Below are 15,526 nucleotides of genomic sequence, written 5' to 3'. Positions count from 1 at the left end.
CTTTCAGCTCCCGGAGCTGCGCGGCGAGGTCGCCGGAGAGCACGGTCGTGTGCTCCCAGGCCGGGGCGGTCAGCGTGCTGGACGCGACGTACTTCGGCCGGGAACTGATGGCCTCCCCGAAGCCCCCGTCGCTGCGGCGCGCGCCCCAGTAGGTCTCGAACAGATCGAACGTCTTGCGCCCGAGCAGGAAGGCGTCCGGCCGTCGCCAGGTCTCGAGGATGTAGCCGGCCGCCTCCGCGTCGCCGACGCCGACCGCCCAGCCGCCGCGGGTGAAGCCGGGGTCGAGCCGCTCGTCGTTGCCGCCGTTGGCCTGGGCGACGCCGTCGAGGGTGACCTGCAGGCTGATCGTGAGTCGCATGATGAGTTCCTACCTCTCATCAGGACGTCGATCGGGCAAGGGGTGGATCGACAGCGCCCGCGAGACTCTTGAGCGGCGCCCTCAGATCGCGACGTCGCCTAGCAGGTGCACCCGAACCCCGAGCCGATCGAGCATCGCGGCCTTCGCGATGAGCGCCTTGTCGGCGGTCGCGTCGTCGGGGGCGTAGACGAGCTGCACGTGGTTGGCCTTGTGCTGCGCCATGAACTGGTCGCGGCTCACGCCGTGCAGCACCACGTGCGCGATCGGCCACTCCGGGTTGGTGCCTTGCTTGCGGCGCTCCGTCTCCTCAGCCGGCAGCTCGACGACGGTGCCGCGGAAGACATCGGCGTTCAGCACGCCGTCGGCGATGTAGATCCGGCTCAGCACGACGGCGCCGGGCTTCGACACGCCGTTGATGGTCGAGCCACCGGCTGGGAAGAAGACGGTGCCCTGCCGCCATCCCTCGGCCTTATCCCAGCCGCCGAGGTGGGAGGCCGGAACCGAGCCGGAGATCTCGTACACCCACACGAACTCGTCGCCGAACTGCTCGCCCCACCGCACGTCGTGCAGGGTGTTGTCGGGAACGAGGCCCATCGCCCGCCAGACGCGATCAGTGATGAGCGCATCCACCGCCACGCCCTCGTCGGCCTCGTTGAAGTGCGGGAAGGCACGGCCCTCGTGCAGGATCCGCGCGCCGTCGCGCGAGCGCACCGGCGGGCGGTCGGTGGAGTTGAGCATGCCCTCGGCGAGGTCGGACGCGGGCACCAGGTCCTTCAGGCCCTGCTGGTACTGGATGCCGACCGCGTCGAGCCCGAAGTCGTCGGCGATGCGGAGCGCGGCGATGTACATCTTGTACTGCCACTGCAGCTGGCCGGAGGTGAGCTCGGTCGCGTCGTCGGTGCCGAGCCGGAACGTCATCCCGCGATCCGTCAGCCACGCGCCGACCTCGGCCGCCTCCTCATCCGAGACGCGGAGCATCTCGGCGTACAGCGCCGACTGCGACAGCCGCTCCTTGTAGACGCCGAGCCCGTTGATCAGCTCGTCGTCGAAGATTGCGTTGTACATGCCCATGCAGCCCTCGTCGAAGACGCCGATGATCGCCTTCTCGGTGAGCAGCTGCTCCGCGAGCGCCGTGCCGAGGGCCTTCTCGTCGCTCTCGGGCAGGGCCGGCAGCGGGCGCACGTGGCTCGTGTCGTGGGTGATGCGGCCGGTCTCGGTCCACTCCCGGATGCCGTCGCGGAACCAGTCGTCGGTGAAGTCGACGCTCCAGATCGTCGCGTACTCGCGACCCATCTTCGTGAGGCCCGCGTTCAGCCCGAGGAGACCGACGAGACCCGGCCAGTCGCCCGCGAAGTTCGCGACGGTGAGGATCGGGCCGCCGTGCGTGCGGAGCCCCGCAAGCACGTGATGGCTGTACTGCCATACCGCCTCGGCCACGATGAGCGGCGCGTCGGCGGGGATGTCGGCGAAGACGCGCATGCCCATCCGCTGGCTGGAGATGAAGCCGTGACCGGTCTCCGGATCCACCGGGTTCGCCCGGATCACCGTCCACCCGAACTCCTCGAACACCCGCGTCACCCCGGCCTCGAGCGCGGCCTGCGTCGGCCACCCCGCGACGTTCGCCCTCTCGCGGAGGTCGCCGGACGCGATCAGGTACGCCGTGCGGGGCGGGGTCGCCGGCGTCTCGCGCCGAGCGGGGAGAGCGTAGGTGCTCATCGGGTTCCTTCTTCCTGAGTGCTGCGGTTCTGCTGCGTGCCGGTGGGGGAGGCGGGCTCGAGCACCAGCTCGGCGTCGATGGCTCCGCCGAGGACCTCGAGCCGCGCGGCGCCGCCCTCGACGGTGACGACGCCCCAGCCGGTGCCCGTGGTGACCGGGAACCGGGCGACCCCGTCGAGGAACGCCTCCGCGCGCGGGGCGACGACCAGCGTTCCGGTGCTCGCGTCGTACTGCTGACCGGTGAGGGCGAGCAGCGCGCCCCAGCTGGCCATCGACCGCGCGTAGTGGTTGCCGCATTCCGCCTCGTTCCACGGGTTGCGACGCACGCCGTCGTGCCGGGCGCGCACGGCGCGCACGATCTCCAGGCCCTCGTCGACGAGACCCTCGTAGATGAGGTGGGTGGCGACCTGGTACTCGATGCCCGACCACACCTCGTCGGAGTAGACGAACGGGATGCGGGGGCGGCCGCCCTCCGGCCAGGTGCAGAGCACCAGACCGGCGTCGTCGGCGAGCGCGTAGGTGCGCTGCACGCTCGCGTAGTCGTCGAATCCGTGGCGCATGTTGTGCCGGTGGACCGCCTGCACGGCGCTCCGGACGTGGTCCTCGGGGAGCACGTACCCGAGCCCGGCGACGTGCGCGAGGGTCTGGCCGAGGAGCTGGTCTGAGAGGCAGCCGAGGCCGTACTGGTAGCGGTGCGCGTCGACGTCGTCGATGCGCTGCACGTAGTACTCGCCGCCCCAGAGGAGCTCGTCGACCTTCGCGGATCCCGTCTCGAACGCGGCGCGGTAGCGGTCGGCCGCCTCCTGGTCGCCCAGGTGCTCCGCAAGACGCGTCGCCGCCGCGAGCGCGGCGAGGAACATGGAGTTCGCGAGCGAGTTGGGCCCGTAGAACTCGATGTCGTAGGTGTTGTGCTGCTGGCTGTCGAGCACGCCGTCCTTGTCGGCGTCCCAGAAGTCGAACGCGTACTGCAGGGCGCGCTGCGCGGCCGGCCAGGTCTCGCGGAGGAACTCGTCGTCGCCCGAGAACCGCCACTCGCGGTAGAGGCGCACGATCGTGCCCATCTGCCCGTCGACCGCGGCGTGGAACTCGTGCGGCTCGGCGTCGAAGATCGAGTTGCTGCGGAACCGCATCCGCCCGTCCTCGAGGGTCTCGTGCAGGAACTCGCGGCGCCGGGCGTTGCGCTCGAGCGACGGGAACAGGTGCGCGAGGGTCTGCGCGTAGTTCCACACGTGCGTGCACGTTCCCTCGCAGCTGCCCTGGTGGTCGAAGCTGCCCTCCCAACCGGCGAACCGCCCCTCCGGCGTGCCGTCGGCGATGCGGAAGCAGGTGGTCGAGCGGGCCACCACGAGGGTCGCGGTGACGGCGTCGACGACCTCGGGCGGCAGCGTCGACCCGTAGAGCGCGGCGTGGAAGTCGACGGTGCTCGCCTCGAGCTGCTCGCGGCGCTCCACGAGGTCGCGGGTCACGGCCCACGCGTCGGCGTACCGGGTGGCGTACTGGTTCTGCACGACCTGGTCCGCGTGGGTGTCGGCGAGTCCCGCCATCCCGAGCCAGGCCTTCGGCCGGTTGGGCGTGTGCCAGGCGAGCACGAACTCGACGTCGGCCGACTCGCCGGGGCCGATCTCGCGCTCCACGCAGAGGGATCCGGTGCGCTGCTTCGGCAGACGCTCGCGCGGCGCGTCCTCCAGCGTGAAGGCCTCGGCGGGCTCGAGCCGGCCGGTGGAGGAGAAGGCGTCCCAGAACAGCTGGACCCCGTCCTGCCAGAAGTCGACCGGCCACATCGGGGTCGCGGTGACGTCGCCGCGGGTCGCGAGGGTCGCGGTGCCGTAGCGGAGGTCGTCGTCGGCCAGGCCCGTCGTGAACCACAGGCCGTGGACGTCGCCGTCGGACCGCAGCTCGACGCTCGGCGCGCCGTCCCACTCCGGGAACTGGAACATGTTGCGCCCGCAGATGCCGAGCGGGTTCGTCATCGAGCCCGCGATCGAGACGCGGACCGGGACCTGCTGCGGGTTGTGCACCGTGTACCGCAGGACGGCCCCCGGGATGCCGGAGTCGTCGGCGTCGAGGGGGACCAGCGGAGTGTACGCGGTGAGCCGGATCTCGACGGGCACGTCGTCGTCGTGGAAGTCGATGGTCATGATCGGGTACTCGCCGACGGCGGTCGAGTGCGCGAGCCGCGGCAGGCCCGCGACCTTGCCGATGTGCTCGCCGGAGTCGCCCTCGTAGGGCGGCGGCTGCCGGCTCTCGAGCACGCGGGTGACGGCCGGCCCGCCGTCGGGCTCGACCCGGACGGCGAAGAAGGTGAACGGCATCCAGGCGCCCTTGTCGGGATGGTTCGAGATCTCCCAGTCGCGGAACTCGCCGCGGGAGCCGAGCGACACGTTGCCCGTGCCGATGCCGCCGAGCGGGAAGGCGGCCATGCGGGCCTCGGGGCCGAGCGTGCGGAAGGGGGTGGATGCGGACGCCATCGTCAGCGGAGCCTCTCGTTCATGGAATCGGTTTCATGATCTTCGCCGCGATCGGTCCCCGAATGCAAGGGGTCACGCCGAGTCGTCGAGGGCGTCCGCAGATGAACCCTTGACAACCGGCGAGGGCGTCACGTGATAATCGAAGAAATCGATTTCGACGCGGTGGTCGAACGGGTCCGCCGCGTCGCGTCGCCCGACCAGCAAAGGACTCGACGTGGATTCCTCGCACCCCGCCCGCTCGCTCCTCAACACCGACCTCACCCGCCGCGGCGCCATCGGATTGGGGCTCGGGTCGCTGACCGCGTTGGCCCTCGCCGCGTGCTCCGGCGGCGGGGGAGGCGCCGGCGGCAGCAGCAAGCTGACCTACGTCTTCTACGGCAACGCCAGCCAGCAGAAGGCGGTGAAGGCGTCGTTCGCGCAGTTCATCAAGAAGTACCCGAAGATCCAGTTCGAGCCCCAGGGCATCGCGGCCAAGAGCTGGGCCGACTTCGCCAACACCATCTCGACGCGCATCGCCGGCGGTGCCGCTCCCGACGTCATCGATATCGCCACGGAGGGTCTCAACGTCTTCCGGTCGAAGAAGCTCGTCGTCGACCTGAACCCGTACATCAAGAAGAACCAGTCGGCGATCGACGACTTCTACAACGACATGGACCCGGGCTACAAGGACCTGACCTCGACCCACGGCAACGTGAGCGGCACGACCTACTTCATGCCGGGCGGCTTCAACACCGTGTGCTTCTACGCGAACACCGAGGTGTTCCAGAAAGCCGGGGTCGACCTCCCGGGCTCGGACGACTGGACGTGGGACGACTTCGAGGCCGCGGCCAAGCAGATCAAGGAGAAGACGGGGGCGTTCATGCTGCCGTTCGGCAGCGCGCAGTTCACCGACATCCTCCCGTGGGTGCTGTCCAACGGCGGGACGCTCTTCAACGACGATCTGACCAAGGCGACGGTGACCTCCGACGCGGTCATCGAGGCCGCCCAGTTCTGCAAGTCGATGGTCGACAAGGGCTACTCGCCGAAGCCGGGCGGCACCTTCGACGCCGCCACCCAGCTGGCCCAGGGCAAGCTCGCGATGCTCGCCGGCGGACGGTGGCCGACCATCGACATGGTGCGGCTCAACATCGTCGACAAGGTCCAGATCGTCAAGAACCCGAAGAAGGTGAAGAACGGCACGCCGATCGGCTGGGACACCTACCCGATCCTCACCTCGTCCGACAACAAGGACGACGCCTGGACCTTCATCCAATACATGACCACCAAGGATGCGGGCGAGACCTTCGCCAAGGCCGGCGGCACGAACATCCCGGCCCGTCGCTCGGTCGCGCTCTCCGACGTGTTCCTGAACGGCGCGCCCAAGGGCAGCGAGCTGCTCTACAAGGCGGCGTCGTACGCGACCACGGTGCCCGGCCCGAACCGCGGCGCCGAGACCCAGCAGGCGATCGAGCAGGCCTGGCTGCGGATCCTCACCGGATCGGTCACCGCGGAGGCGGGCCTCAAGGCGCTCAACACCCAGCTCTCCGGGCTGCTGTGACCGCGGCCGTCAGCGACACGAGGCCGGGCGCCGCACGCCGGCGCCCGGCCTCGCCGCGCGGTCGCGGCTACCGGCCGCCCGCCTGGCTGGGGTACGCCTTCATCAGCCCGGCGATGGTCCTGTTCATCGTCTTCATCGGCGCGCCCTTCCTCATCGCGATCGCGCTCGCCTTCTTCAAGTGGGACCTGCTGACCCCCGCGCAGCCGGCCGGGCTCGACAACTTCGTCAAGCTGTTCTCGGACCCGCTGCTCGGCAAGGTGCTGCTGACGACGTTCGTCTTCGCGTTCGCGTCGGTGGTGACCCACGTCGTCGGCGCGCTCCTGCTGGCGCTCGCGATCAACCGGATCGGCAACCGCGTCGTCTCGTACTTCGCGCGCGCGTCGCTGTTCTTCCCGTTCCTCATCAGCTGGGCGGCGGTCTCGCTGCTCTGGAAGTTCGTGCTCGACCCGAGCTTCGGGTACGTGGCCTACTACCTGAACCAGCTCCACATCCCCTCGCCGAACTGGTTCACCGACCCGGCGTGGTCGCTGCCGGCCATCATCGGCATCGACTTCTGGCACACCATCGGCTACACCTTCGTGATCATGCTCGCGGGGTTGCAGACGGTGCCGCGGGAGCTCGTGGAGGCGGCGAAGACCGACGGCGCCAGCAGCGTCCAGATCTTCTTCAACGTCACGATCCCGCTGATGTCGCCGACGCTGTTCTTCGCGACGGTGATCACCTTCATCGGCGCGTTCCAGATCTTCGACCCGATGCAGATCATCACCGGCGGCGGCCCCGACAACTCGACGATGTCGATCGTCATGTACCTCTATCAGACCGGCTTCCAGTCGTTCGACATCGGATTCGCGTCGGCCATCGCCCTCCTGGTGTTCGTCATCATCATGGGCGTGACCGTGCTCCAGTTCTGGGGCTCACGGAAGTGGGTGTATCAGCAGTGACGACCTCGACCCCCGCCGAGCTCCGCGAGCTCGGGCGCCCCGCGTCCCGGCGACGCCGCGTCAGCAGCGGGAACGTCATCCTCGACATCGTGCTCGTCGTGATCGGCCTCGTCATGATCTCGCCGCTGGTGTGGCTGATCGTGCAGAGCCTGACCGACGCCCCCGCGGCGTTCGCGCTGCCGCCCAACTGGCTGCCGATCCCGTTCAGCGTGCAGAACTTCGGCGACGTGTTCGGGCTCATCCCGTTCGGCCGGATGTTCCTCAACAGCCTGATCGTCTCGACGCTCGTCACGGTGGGATCGCTCATCACCTCGGTGCTCGCGGCATACGCGTTCTCGCGGCTGAGCTTCCCCGGGCGCGACCGGATCTTCGTCGGCATCCTCTCGGCCCTGATGGTGCCGGCGCAGCTGACGATCATCCCGGTGTTCATCCTCATGCGCACCTTCCACCTCGTCGACACGCTCGCGGCGCTCATCATCCCCGGGCTGGTGAACGTCTTCGCGATCTTCTTCCTGCGGCAGTACTTCAACTCGATCCCGCGCGAGCTCGATGAGGCGGCGCGCATCGACGGCGCCGGTCACCTGTGGATCCTGTTCCGCATGCTCGTGCCGCTGTCGGGGCCCGCGATCTCGGCGCTCGTGATCCTGAACTTCCAGGCCGCGTGGAACGACTACTTCGGGCCGCTCATCTTCATCTCCACGCCCGACAACATGACGCTGCCGATCGGGCTCGTCTCGCTGCAGGCGGGGCAGGGAGCCGGGCCCGCGGTCGTCGTGTTCGCGGCGGTCACGATGGTGGTCGTTCCGGTGCTGGTGCTGTTCCTGGTGTTCCAGCGGGCGTTCATCGCCTCGATCGCGCAGAGCGGGATCCGCGGATGAGCGCGCCGGAGGTGGAGGCGCGGCCGGCGGCTTCGGACCCGGAGGCCGAGGCGGCAGAGCGCGACCGCGTCGGCGAGGCCCGCGAGACGCTCCGGCGGCTGTGGGATGCGCTGCCCGCGTTCCTCGTCAGCGGCACGGTGGTGTGCCTGGCGACCGGTGCGATCCTGTGGTTCGCCCGCGGGGTCACGCCGCTCTCGCTCATGCTGCTCGCGCTCCTCGCCGGTCCCCTCTACGCGGGTCTCGTGCGGCAGGCGGCAATGGCGCGCGCCGGGGACACCCCCGGCGCGTTCTCGCTGATCGCCGCCGTCCGCGCCGCCCTCCGTCCGGCGCTCACGCTGCTGCTGCCGCCCGCGGTGACCGGCTCGCTCACCCTGCTCGCGCTCGTGGTCGCCGGGCGCACCGGATCCTGGGCCGCGCTCGTGCCGCTCGGCGTCGGGGCGGCGACCACGGTGCTGCTGGCGATCGCGGCGCTCGTCGGCCTCCCGCTCGCGGCCGAGGGCCGGGGCGGTCGCGGCGCCCGCTCGATCCTCGCAGCGCTGCACGAGGCGGCCCGCCGCCCGGTGCCGGTGCTCGGGGTGATCGCCCTCCTCGTGATCGCCGGCTGGGCCGCGGTCGAGCTCTCGGGCACGCTGCTCTTCCTGCTGCCCGCGCCGCTCGCCGTCGTCTCGGCGGTCGCGGTCCGCGGTCCGACCGCGCCGACGGAGCGCTAGGGGCTCGTCAGGCTGTTGCTCAGGACGACCGTCCGCACCGGCTCGGTGTCGCCCGAGATCCGGTCGAGGAGCATCCGCGCCGCCGTCATCCCGAGGTTGCGCGCCGGCAGGTGCACGACGGTCATGTCGGTGACGGCGAAGGTCGAGAAGGGCAGGTCGCCGAAACTGGCGAGCCCGATCTCCGGGGGGAGGCGGCGCTGCTCGACGAGCACCTGAAGGGCGCCGACCGACATCAGGTTGTTGGCGACGAAGACGGCGTCCGGCGGCTCGGGCAGCTCGAGCAGCTCGGTCATCGCGGCGCGGCCTCCGGCGACCCGGAAGTCGGACCAGCGGGAGTACGCGTCGAGGTCCAGGTCGGTGCCGGCCATCGCCTGCGCCCACCCCGCGCGGCGCTCGATCGCGGTCTCGACGTGCTCGGGCCCGGTGATGCACGCGATGCGGCGGTAGCCGCGGGCGAGCAGCTCGCGCGTCGCCGCGGCGCCCCCGCCGCGGTTGTCGACCCGCACCGTGTCGACCTGCGCGTCGGCCGGACCGCGGTCGACCGCGACCACCGGGCGGCCGCGATCCAGCAGCCGCCGCACGTGGGTGTGGTCGTCCGCGGCGGCGATGATGACTCCCGCCATGTTCTCGCTGAGCGAGATGTCGAGGTAGCGCTCCTCCTTGGCGTGGTCGCCGTCGCTGTTGCAGAGGACCACGGAGAAGCCGGCGGCCTGCGCCACGTCCTCCACCCCGCGGGCGAGCGCGGTGAAGAACGGGTTCTCGATGTCGGGGATGACGAGGGCGACGACCTCGGAGTTCTGGCGGCGGAGGGTCCGCGCGACGCGGTTCGGGGTGAAGGCGAGGGCGTCGGCCGCCTCCCGCACCGCCTTGACGCGCTCCGGCGAGACGCGCTGTCCGTTGAAGACGCGCGACACGGTGGCGGGGGAGACGCCCGCCATCGCGGCGACCTCGTAGATCGTGGCCATCCCGGTCCTTCCCGCCCCCGGTTGACAGGGCGATGAGCCCGAATCTATCGTGGCGAAATCGATTACAGAAGTGGGAGGGCGCGCCCATGACCGGCCGCGACCTGGCGACCATCGCCGCCATCAGCAATCGGCGCACGCGCTCGATCAGCCCGGAGAACTTCGACGGATCCCCCGGCGGGGGCGGCCGCGCCACCGACGGCACGGGGGCTTCGGCCGCGCGCGACCTCGGAGCGGGATGGAAGATCTCGCCGAGCGTCGTCGTGCGCGCCGGCGAGACCTTCGAGCTGACTGCGATCGAGGGGCCCGCGCGCATCACGCACATCTGGATCACCACGCACACCGACCACTGGCGCACGCTCGTCCTCCGCGCGTACTGGGACGACGCCCCGGAGCCGGCCATCGAGGTGCCGTACGGCGACTTCTTCTGCAACGGGTGGGGCCGCTTCGCGCAGGTCGACTCGCTCCCGATCGCGGCGAACCCGCACGGCGGGTTCAACTCCTACTGGCCGATGCCGTTCCGCACCGCGGGGCGGCTCACGGTCGAGAACACCGGCGTCGTCGACGCGACGGTCTATTACCAGGTGTCCTACGAGGTCGGTGAGATCGAGGAGGGCGAGGGCTACCTGCACGCCCAGTGGCGGCGCAGCGACCCGCTGCCCGACCGCACCCCGCACGTGCTTCTCGAGGGCGTCGAGGGGCAGGGGCAGTACGTCGGCACCTATCTGGCCTGGGGATCCCGCAGCGCCGGGTGGTGGGGCGAGGGCGAGATCAAGTTCTACCTCGACGACGACGACGAGTTCCCGACCATCAACGGCACGGGCACGGAGGACTACTTCGGCGGCGCATGGAACTTCGACATCCCGGGTCAGGGGTACACGGCGTTCTCGACGCCGTTCCTCGGCATGCCGCAGGTGATCCGGCCCGACGGGCTGTACGACAGCCAGCAGCGCTTCGGGATGTACCGCTTCCACATCCCCGACCCGATCCGCTTCGCCGAGCGCATCCGCGTCGACATCCAGGCCCTCGGCTGGCGGTCGGGCTGGCGCTACCTGCCCCTCCACGACGACATCGCCTCGACGGCCTGGTTCTACCTCGACCGGCCCGTCGCGCGCCGTCCGTCGCCGCCGGATGCCGACTCCATGGAGGTGCACTTGGGGGTGGGTGCCGTTCCGGACGTGGGGGCGACGCCGCCGCGGGCGCACCCCGATTCGACGAGCTGAAGGGACTCCTGCGCCCGGCGATCACGCCAGCGTGCTCAGCACCTGATGGCTGACCTCGCCCCGCAGCGGATCCCCCAGCCGGTAGCGGCGGATCTCCTCGAGGACGAACTCGCCGAGCCGCGCGATCTCGGACCCCTGGATCCCCGCGGCATGGGGTGAGACGAAGACGTTCGGGAGCCGCAGCAGAGCGCTGTCCGCCGGCAGCGGTTCGGGGTCGGTCACGTCGAGCACGGCGTCGATGCGGCCGGCGGCGCAGTGGCGCTCGAGGGCCGACTGCTCGACCAGGCTCCCGCGCGCGGAGTTGATCAGCGTCGCGCCGTCGCGGAGCAGGCCGAGCCGGCGGTCGTCGATCATCCACCGCGTCTCGGGGATGGACGGGGCGTGCAGGGTGAGGATGTCGCTGCGCCGGCACAGCTCGTCGAGCTCGAGCGGGACGGCGCCGAGGCGCGTGAGCCCTTCCGGGCCCGCGACCGGGTCGTAGGCCGCGACACCCCACCCGTCGGCGACGAGACGACGGATGACCTCCGAGCCGATGAGGGAGGCGCCCACCACGCCGACGGTCAGGTCGGCCCGCCCGCGTCGCCCGCGGACCGGGGGAAAGCCCTCACGTCGATAGGCGGACGCCAGGGGGAGCACGCGGTGCGACGCCAGGGCGATCATCGCCATCGTGTACTCGACCACCGGCATGGCGCCGATCCGAGCGCCGGAGCTGACCCGGATCCCGGCCTCCCACGCGGCCTCGTGCAGAAAGCCCTTGACGGAGCCGGCCGCATGGAAGACGGCGCGGAGGCGGGGCGCCGCCGCGACGAACCCGCTGTCGACCTGCGCCGCCCCCCAGGACGTCACCAGGATCTCGGCCTCGGCGAGGAGCCGGGGCTCTACCTCCTCCAACGTCGTGAAGGGCGCGTCCGACAGAAGCTCCACCTCCTGCCCGAGCGGGCCGACGAGCGGAGCGGGGAACACTTCGAGCAGCACGTCGGCCGACATGCTGAGGAGAGCCCGGGGCCGTGGAGCCGCCGGGCTCAACGCGCGACCAGTCCTCGGGCCCATTCGAGCTCGGTCCACAGGTGGCGGGGGCCGCCTCCCTCGTGCGCGCTGTAGTCGAACACCACCATGTCCTTGGCGGATCCGCCGTACCGGTTGTAGGCCGCGAACACGGTGCGGGGAGGACATACGGTGTCCATGAGCCCGACCGAGAACAGCGCCGGGCTCGTCGCGCGGGTCACCAGGTTGGCGACGTCGAGGTACGACAGGGTGCGCAGCACCGCCTCCTGGTGCTCGCCGTGGGTCCGCAGGAAGGCGATGATCTCGCCGTAGCCGAGCGAGGTCGCGTCCGACAGCATCAGCGCCTCGCGGAAGTCGCAGAGGTAGGGCACGCTCGACGCGACGCCGGCCACGTCCGGGACCAGCGATGCCGCAGCGAGCGCGATCCCGCCCCCCTGGCTGCCCCCCGTCACCACCACGCGCTGCGGGTCCACCCCGTCGACGGCGCGGAGCGCCTCGACCGCGCGGGCGGCGTCGCAGAAGACGCGACGGTAGTAGGCGGTCTCGGGGGAGAGGATGCCCCGGGTCAGCCAGCCGTCGGCCTCGGGCCCGCTGCCGCCGTGGGGGTCGGGCGTGTCGCCGACCGTCCAGTTGCCGCCCCCCTGGCCGCGAGTGTCCACCGAGAGGTGCGCGAATCCCGCGAGCGGCCACATCTGCGGCTCGTGCGCCAGCCCTCGGCCGCCGTGATAGCCGTGGAACTGCACGACGCCCGGGAGCGGACCGTCCGCGCCGGCCGGTATGCGCAGCCACGCCCTGATCGGGTCGCCGGCGAAGCCGGAGAAGGTCACGTCGTAGGTCTCCACCGGGTCGTATCCCAGGTCAACGCGCTCCCGTCGGAGGTCGAGGGGGTGCTCCCGCGTGGCGGCCAGCGACGCGTCCCAGAACGCGTCGAAGTCGTCCGGCCGCGGGAGGTCCGGTCGGTGCGTGCGGAGCTCCTCCAGGGGGAGGTCAAACTGCATGGGACGGCCTTTCGGAAGGAGGGGAGAGTCGGGCGGATGCCGCGTCGACCCACGAGCGCGCGGACGACATGGCGACGGGGAGCGGATCGATGTCGGGATGCCAGCGCCGCTCCCACTCCAGGCTCAGCCGACCGGAGAACCCCCGGTCGCGGAGCTCCGCGAGCACGACGTCCAGCGGGATGTCGCCCTCGCCGGGCACGACCGGGTGCCGCGATCCGCGGCGCTCGTCCTTGATCTGGACCAGGCGCAGCCACGGAGCCAGATGGTGCGCCGTGGTCGCGATCGGCTCGCCGGCCGCCCGCGGGTGGGCGATGTCCCACACGGCGCCGACCCGGGGAGAGTCGACGCGCTCGAGGACGCGGGCCACCGCCGCGCCGGTCGGACGCGCGTCATGGGTCTCGAGCCACAGCTCCTGGTCGACGACGTCGACGGCGGCGCCGAGACGTCGGGCGAGCAGCTCGTCGTCGCCGGCGCCGGCGAACACCCGCAGCGCAGGCGCGCCGAGCGCGCGGGCGAGATCGCCCTCGGCGACGAGGGCGCGCACCAGCTCGGCGTCGGACTCGGCCTCCGCAAGGAAGACCGACGTCGACAGGCAGACGATCTCGACGTCGTGGAGCGCGGCGCGGGCGCGATCGAGCTCCGCAGCGGTGCTCCCGACCCAGGCGAACGAGCCCGGCAGCGAGCGGAGCTCGATCCCGCCCCAGCCCGGCGTCCGTGCGAGATCGCCGATCTCCTCGGCGGTCGCGTCCGGCGCGCCCAGGGTGGAGAACGCGAGAGGGATCACTTGATGCCGCTCGTCATGACGCCGCGGATGAAGTACCGCTGCAGCAGCAGGAACACGATCACCACCGGCACCAGCGTGATGACGGCCGCCGCCATCTCGGCGTTGTAGCTCACGTCCTGCCCCTTCAGGGAGTTCAGCCCGACCGTCAGGGTGTAGTTGGACGGGCTCCTCGTCTCGACCAGCGGCCAGAGGAACTCGTTCCAGTGCCAGAGGAACGTGAAGATGCCGAGCGTCGCCAGCACCGGACCGCACTGCGGCAGGACGATCTGGAAGAAGATGCGGAACTCGCCCGCACCGTCGATCCGCGCCGCCTCCAGCAGTTCGTCCGGGATCCCGCCGATGAACTGCCGCATGAGGAACAGCGCCTGGACGCTCGCGATCCCGGGGAGCAAAAGCCCCACCAGGGTGTCGACCAGGCCGAGGCGCGAGATGAGCAGGAACTGCGGGATCAGGTACAGCTGACCGGGGACCATGAGGATCGCGACGCACATCCAGAACAGCGCATCGCGCCCCCGGAACCGCTTCTTCGCGAACGCGTAGCCGGCGAGCGAGGCGAGGAGCAGGGTCAGGATCACGCCGAGAGTGGCGTACACGAACGTGTTGAAGAGCCACCGGGGCAGGTCCGCCCCCGCGAGCGCCTCGATGTAGGGACCGATGTCGATCCCCTTCGGCAGGAGCGAGCCGGGGAGCTCGAAGGGCCCGGGCGGCGTGATGGAGAGCACGATCATCACGTAGAAGGGGAACGCGGTCGCCGCCGCCACGAGGATCAGCGGGAGGTGCGCCATCCAGCGCGAGCGCCGCATCCAGCGCCGGGCGCGGACTCCTCGGGACGGTGCCGCCCGGGGCTTCATCACGGTGGTCGTCATGCCTCACCTCGCTGGTCGCCGAAGATGCGTCGCTGGATCGCGGAGACGCCGAACGTGATGAGGAAGAGGATCACGCCGGCCGCGCTCGCGTAGCCGAAGTCGAAGTAGTGGAAGCCCTGGTCGTAGAGGAAGAAGACCAGGGAGTAGCTGGCGTGCACGGGGCCGCCGCCGGTCATCACGTAGATCAGGTCGAAGACCTGGAAGGACTGGATGAACGACAGGATGACCACGACCAGGAGCGTGGGCCGCAGGCTCGGCAGCGTGATGTGCCAGTAGCGCTGCCAGGCGTTGGCGCCGTCGACCATCGCGGCCTCGCCGTACTCCTGGGGGATCGCGAGCAGGCCGGCGAGGATGATCAGCATGAAGTAGCCGAAGCCGCTCCAGACCCCCACGAGCCCGAGTGACGGCACGACGGTCGAGCCCGAGGTGAGCCACGGGATGGGCGGGACGCCGAACAGGCCGACGAACCAGTTGGCGGGTCCGTGGGCCGACAGGATCCACGTCCACACCGTTCCCGCCGCGACCAGGCTCGTGACGACGGGGAGGAAGTAGAAGGTGCGGTAGACCCGCATCCCGCGGATCGAGCGGTTCGAGAGCTGCGCCATGAAGAGCGAGAACACGACGTTGAGCGGCACGGCCACCGCGGTGTACAGGGCGGTGACGCCGAGCGAGTTCCAGAACAGCGGGTCGGCGAAGAGGCGTTGGTAGTTCTCGATCCCGGCGAACGAGAACTTGCCCGCGATGTTGTAGTCGCCGAACGAGAGGCCGATGGCCGCGAGCGCCGGGACGACGCGGAACACGACGAAGAACAGCAGGTAAGGCGCCACGAAGAGGAAGGCGATGCGCGAGTTGCGGCCGATCCGGCGGCGGGCCCGGGGCGGGGCCGGTCGGACGAGCGGTGCGGGCGGTGAAGCGGTGTCGGTCGTCATGGGGGAGTGCGACCGGGCGGCGGGGCACGGCCCGCCGCCCCGGCGGTGCGTCCGTACTTCTTTAGGATTCCCTCGAAGGCGGTTGACCCCAGATCCACAGCCGTATGCGGCGGGGGAGTGCCGCGGCGAGCCGCCCGGCTCGGGGGGCGGC

The 15,526-nt window shown here is 70.7% G+C and carries 14 protein-coding genes; 5 read left to right on the top strand and 9 right to left on the bottom strand.

Annotation, left to right across the window (positions count from 1 at the left end; translation table 11 throughout):
• The 3 genes from ACTHM3_RS12710 to ACTHM3_RS12700 all read right to left on the bottom strand — a co-directional run.
• Window positions 1–358: dihydrofolate reductase family protein (locus ACTHM3_RS12710; RefSeq protein ID WP_440406478.1), on the bottom strand; the 358-nt coding region annotated here is incomplete at its 3' end.
• A gap of 81 nt (window positions 359–439) precedes the next feature.
• Window positions 440–2,074, bottom strand: a complete 1,635-nt coding sequence (locus ACTHM3_RS12705; RefSeq protein ID WP_440406477.1) for a fucose isomerase — start codon at window positions 2,072–2,074, stop codon at window positions 440–442.
• Window positions 2,071–4,542 carry a GH116 family glycosyl-hydrolase gene (locus ACTHM3_RS12700; protein ID WP_440406476.1) on the bottom strand — a complete coding sequence of 824 codons (2,472 nt, stop codon included), beginning with the start codon at window positions 4,540–4,542 and terminating at the stop codon, window positions 2,071–2,073. The genes ACTHM3_RS12705 and ACTHM3_RS12700 overlap by 4 nt, the downstream gene beginning before the upstream one ends.
• A gap of 214 nt (window positions 4,543–4,756) precedes the next feature.
• Between ACTHM3_RS12700 and ACTHM3_RS12695 the strand changes: the two genes are divergently transcribed.
• From ACTHM3_RS12695 to ACTHM3_RS12680, 4 genes are read left to right on the top strand one after another with little or no spacing between them, the layout of a single operon-like run.
• Window positions 4,757–6,079: an ABC transporter substrate-binding protein gene (locus tag ACTHM3_RS12695; protein ID WP_440406475.1), complete on the top strand. Its 1,323-nt coding sequence runs from the start codon at window positions 4,757–4,759 to the stop codon at window positions 6,077–6,079.
• Window positions 6,076–7,020, top strand: a complete 945-nt coding sequence (locus ACTHM3_RS12690; protein ID WP_440406474.1) for a carbohydrate ABC transporter permease — start codon at window positions 6,076–6,078, stop codon at window positions 7,018–7,020. Before ACTHM3_RS12695 ends, ACTHM3_RS12690 begins: the two co-directional genes overlap by 4 nt.
• Window positions 7,017–7,898: a carbohydrate ABC transporter permease gene (locus ACTHM3_RS12685; protein WP_440406473.1), complete on the top strand. Its 882-nt coding sequence runs from the start codon at window positions 7,017–7,019 to the stop codon at window positions 7,896–7,898. The genes ACTHM3_RS12690 and ACTHM3_RS12685 overlap by 4 nt, the downstream gene beginning before the upstream one ends.
• Complete coding sequence (locus ACTHM3_RS12680; protein WP_440406472.1) at window positions 7,895–8,608, top strand: hypothetical protein; 714 nt, start codon at window positions 7,895–7,897, stop codon at window positions 8,606–8,608. The genes ACTHM3_RS12685 and ACTHM3_RS12680 overlap by 4 nt, the downstream gene beginning before the upstream one ends.
• Here the strand turns inward: ACTHM3_RS12680 and ACTHM3_RS12675 are convergent.
• Window positions 8,605–9,573, bottom strand: a complete 969-nt coding sequence (locus ACTHM3_RS12675; protein WP_440406471.1) for a LacI family DNA-binding transcriptional regulator — start codon at window positions 9,571–9,573, stop codon at window positions 8,605–8,607. The genes ACTHM3_RS12680 and ACTHM3_RS12675 overlap by 4 nt on opposite strands.
• Window positions 9,574–9,659: 86 nt before the next feature.
• Here ACTHM3_RS12675 and ACTHM3_RS12670 point away from each other — a divergent pair, with 86 nt between their 5' ends.
• Window positions 9,660–10,793, top strand: coding sequence for a glycoside hydrolase family 172 protein (locus ACTHM3_RS12670; RefSeq protein ID WP_440406470.1), 1,134 nt, complete (start codon window positions 9,660–9,662; stop codon window positions 10,791–10,793).
• 21 nt (window positions 10,794–10,814) lie between these two features.
• On the opposite strand, the gene ACTHM3_RS12665 is transcribed toward ACTHM3_RS12670, so the two are convergent.
• The 5 genes from ACTHM3_RS12665 to ACTHM3_RS12645 are packed head-to-tail and all read right to left on the bottom strand — an operon-like array spanning window position 10,815 to window position 15,375.
• Entirely contained in the window at window positions 10,815–11,768 is a 954-nt protein-coding gene (locus tag ACTHM3_RS12665) for a hydroxyacid dehydrogenase (RefSeq protein WP_440406469.1), read from the bottom strand.
• A gap of 47 nt (window positions 11,769–11,815) precedes the next feature.
• Window positions 11,816–12,796: an acetylxylan esterase gene (locus tag ACTHM3_RS12660; protein ID WP_440406468.1), complete on the bottom strand. Its 981-nt coding sequence runs from the start codon at window positions 12,794–12,796 to the stop codon at window positions 11,816–11,818.
• Window positions 12,786–13,580: a sugar phosphate isomerase/epimerase family protein gene (locus ACTHM3_RS12655; protein WP_440406467.1), complete on the bottom strand. Its 795-nt coding sequence runs from the start codon at window positions 13,578–13,580 to the stop codon at window positions 12,786–12,788. Before ACTHM3_RS12655 ends, ACTHM3_RS12660 begins: the two co-directional genes overlap by 11 nt.
• Entirely contained in the window at window positions 13,577–14,446 is an 870-nt protein-coding gene (locus ACTHM3_RS12650) for a carbohydrate ABC transporter permease (protein WP_440406466.1), read from the bottom strand. The genes ACTHM3_RS12655 and ACTHM3_RS12650 overlap by 4 nt, the downstream gene beginning before the upstream one ends.
• On the bottom strand, window positions 14,443–15,375 hold the full coding sequence (locus tag ACTHM3_RS12645) for a carbohydrate ABC transporter permease (RefSeq protein WP_440406465.1): 933 nt from the start codon (window positions 15,373–15,375) through the stop codon (window positions 14,443–14,445). Before ACTHM3_RS12645 ends, ACTHM3_RS12650 begins: the two co-directional genes overlap by 4 nt.
• Window positions 15,376–15,526: the final 151 nt, after the last annotated feature.

Source organism: Pseudolysinimonas sp. (assembly GCF_051954455.1).
Classification (GTDB): domain Bacteria; phylum Actinomycetota; class Actinomycetes; order Actinomycetales; family Microbacteriaceae; genus Pseudolysinimonas.
The sequence above is the reverse complement of the archived record's forward strand: the minus strand, read 5'-3'. Positions and strand labels throughout refer to the sequence as shown.

Excerpts from the sequence above, each read along its gene's own strand:
- ACTHM3_RS12705 (WP_440406477.1), bottom strand. The coding sequence starts at position 2,074 with ATGAGCACCTACGCTCTCCCCGCTCGGCGCGAGACGCCGGCGACCCCG.
- ACTHM3_RS12700 (WP_440406476.1), bottom strand. The coding sequence starts at position 4,542 with ATGGCGTCCGCATCCACCCCCTTCCGCACGCTCGGCCCCGAGGCCCGC.
- ACTHM3_RS12680 (WP_440406472.1), top strand. The coding sequence starts at position 7,895 with ATGAGCGCGCCGGAGGTGGAGGCGCGGCCGGCGGCTTCGGACCCGGAG.
- ACTHM3_RS12675 (WP_440406471.1), bottom strand. The coding sequence starts at position 9,573 with ATGGCCACGATCTACGAGGTCGCCGCGATGGCGGGCGTCTCCCCCGCC.
- ACTHM3_RS12670 (WP_440406470.1), top strand. The coding sequence starts at position 9,660 with ATGACCGGCCGCGACCTGGCGACCATCGCCGCCATCAGCAATCGGCGC.
- ACTHM3_RS12660 (WP_440406468.1), bottom strand. The coding sequence starts at position 12,796 with ATGCAGTTTGACCTCCCCCTGGAGGAGCTCCGCACGCACCGACCGGAC.
- ACTHM3_RS12650 (WP_440406466.1), bottom strand. The coding sequence starts at position 14,446 with ATGACGACCACCGTGATGAAGCCCCGGGCGGCACCGTCCCGAGGAGTC.
- ACTHM3_RS12645 (WP_440406465.1), bottom strand. The coding sequence starts at position 15,375 with ATGACGACCGACACCGCTTCACCGCCCGCACCGCTCGTCCGACCGGCC.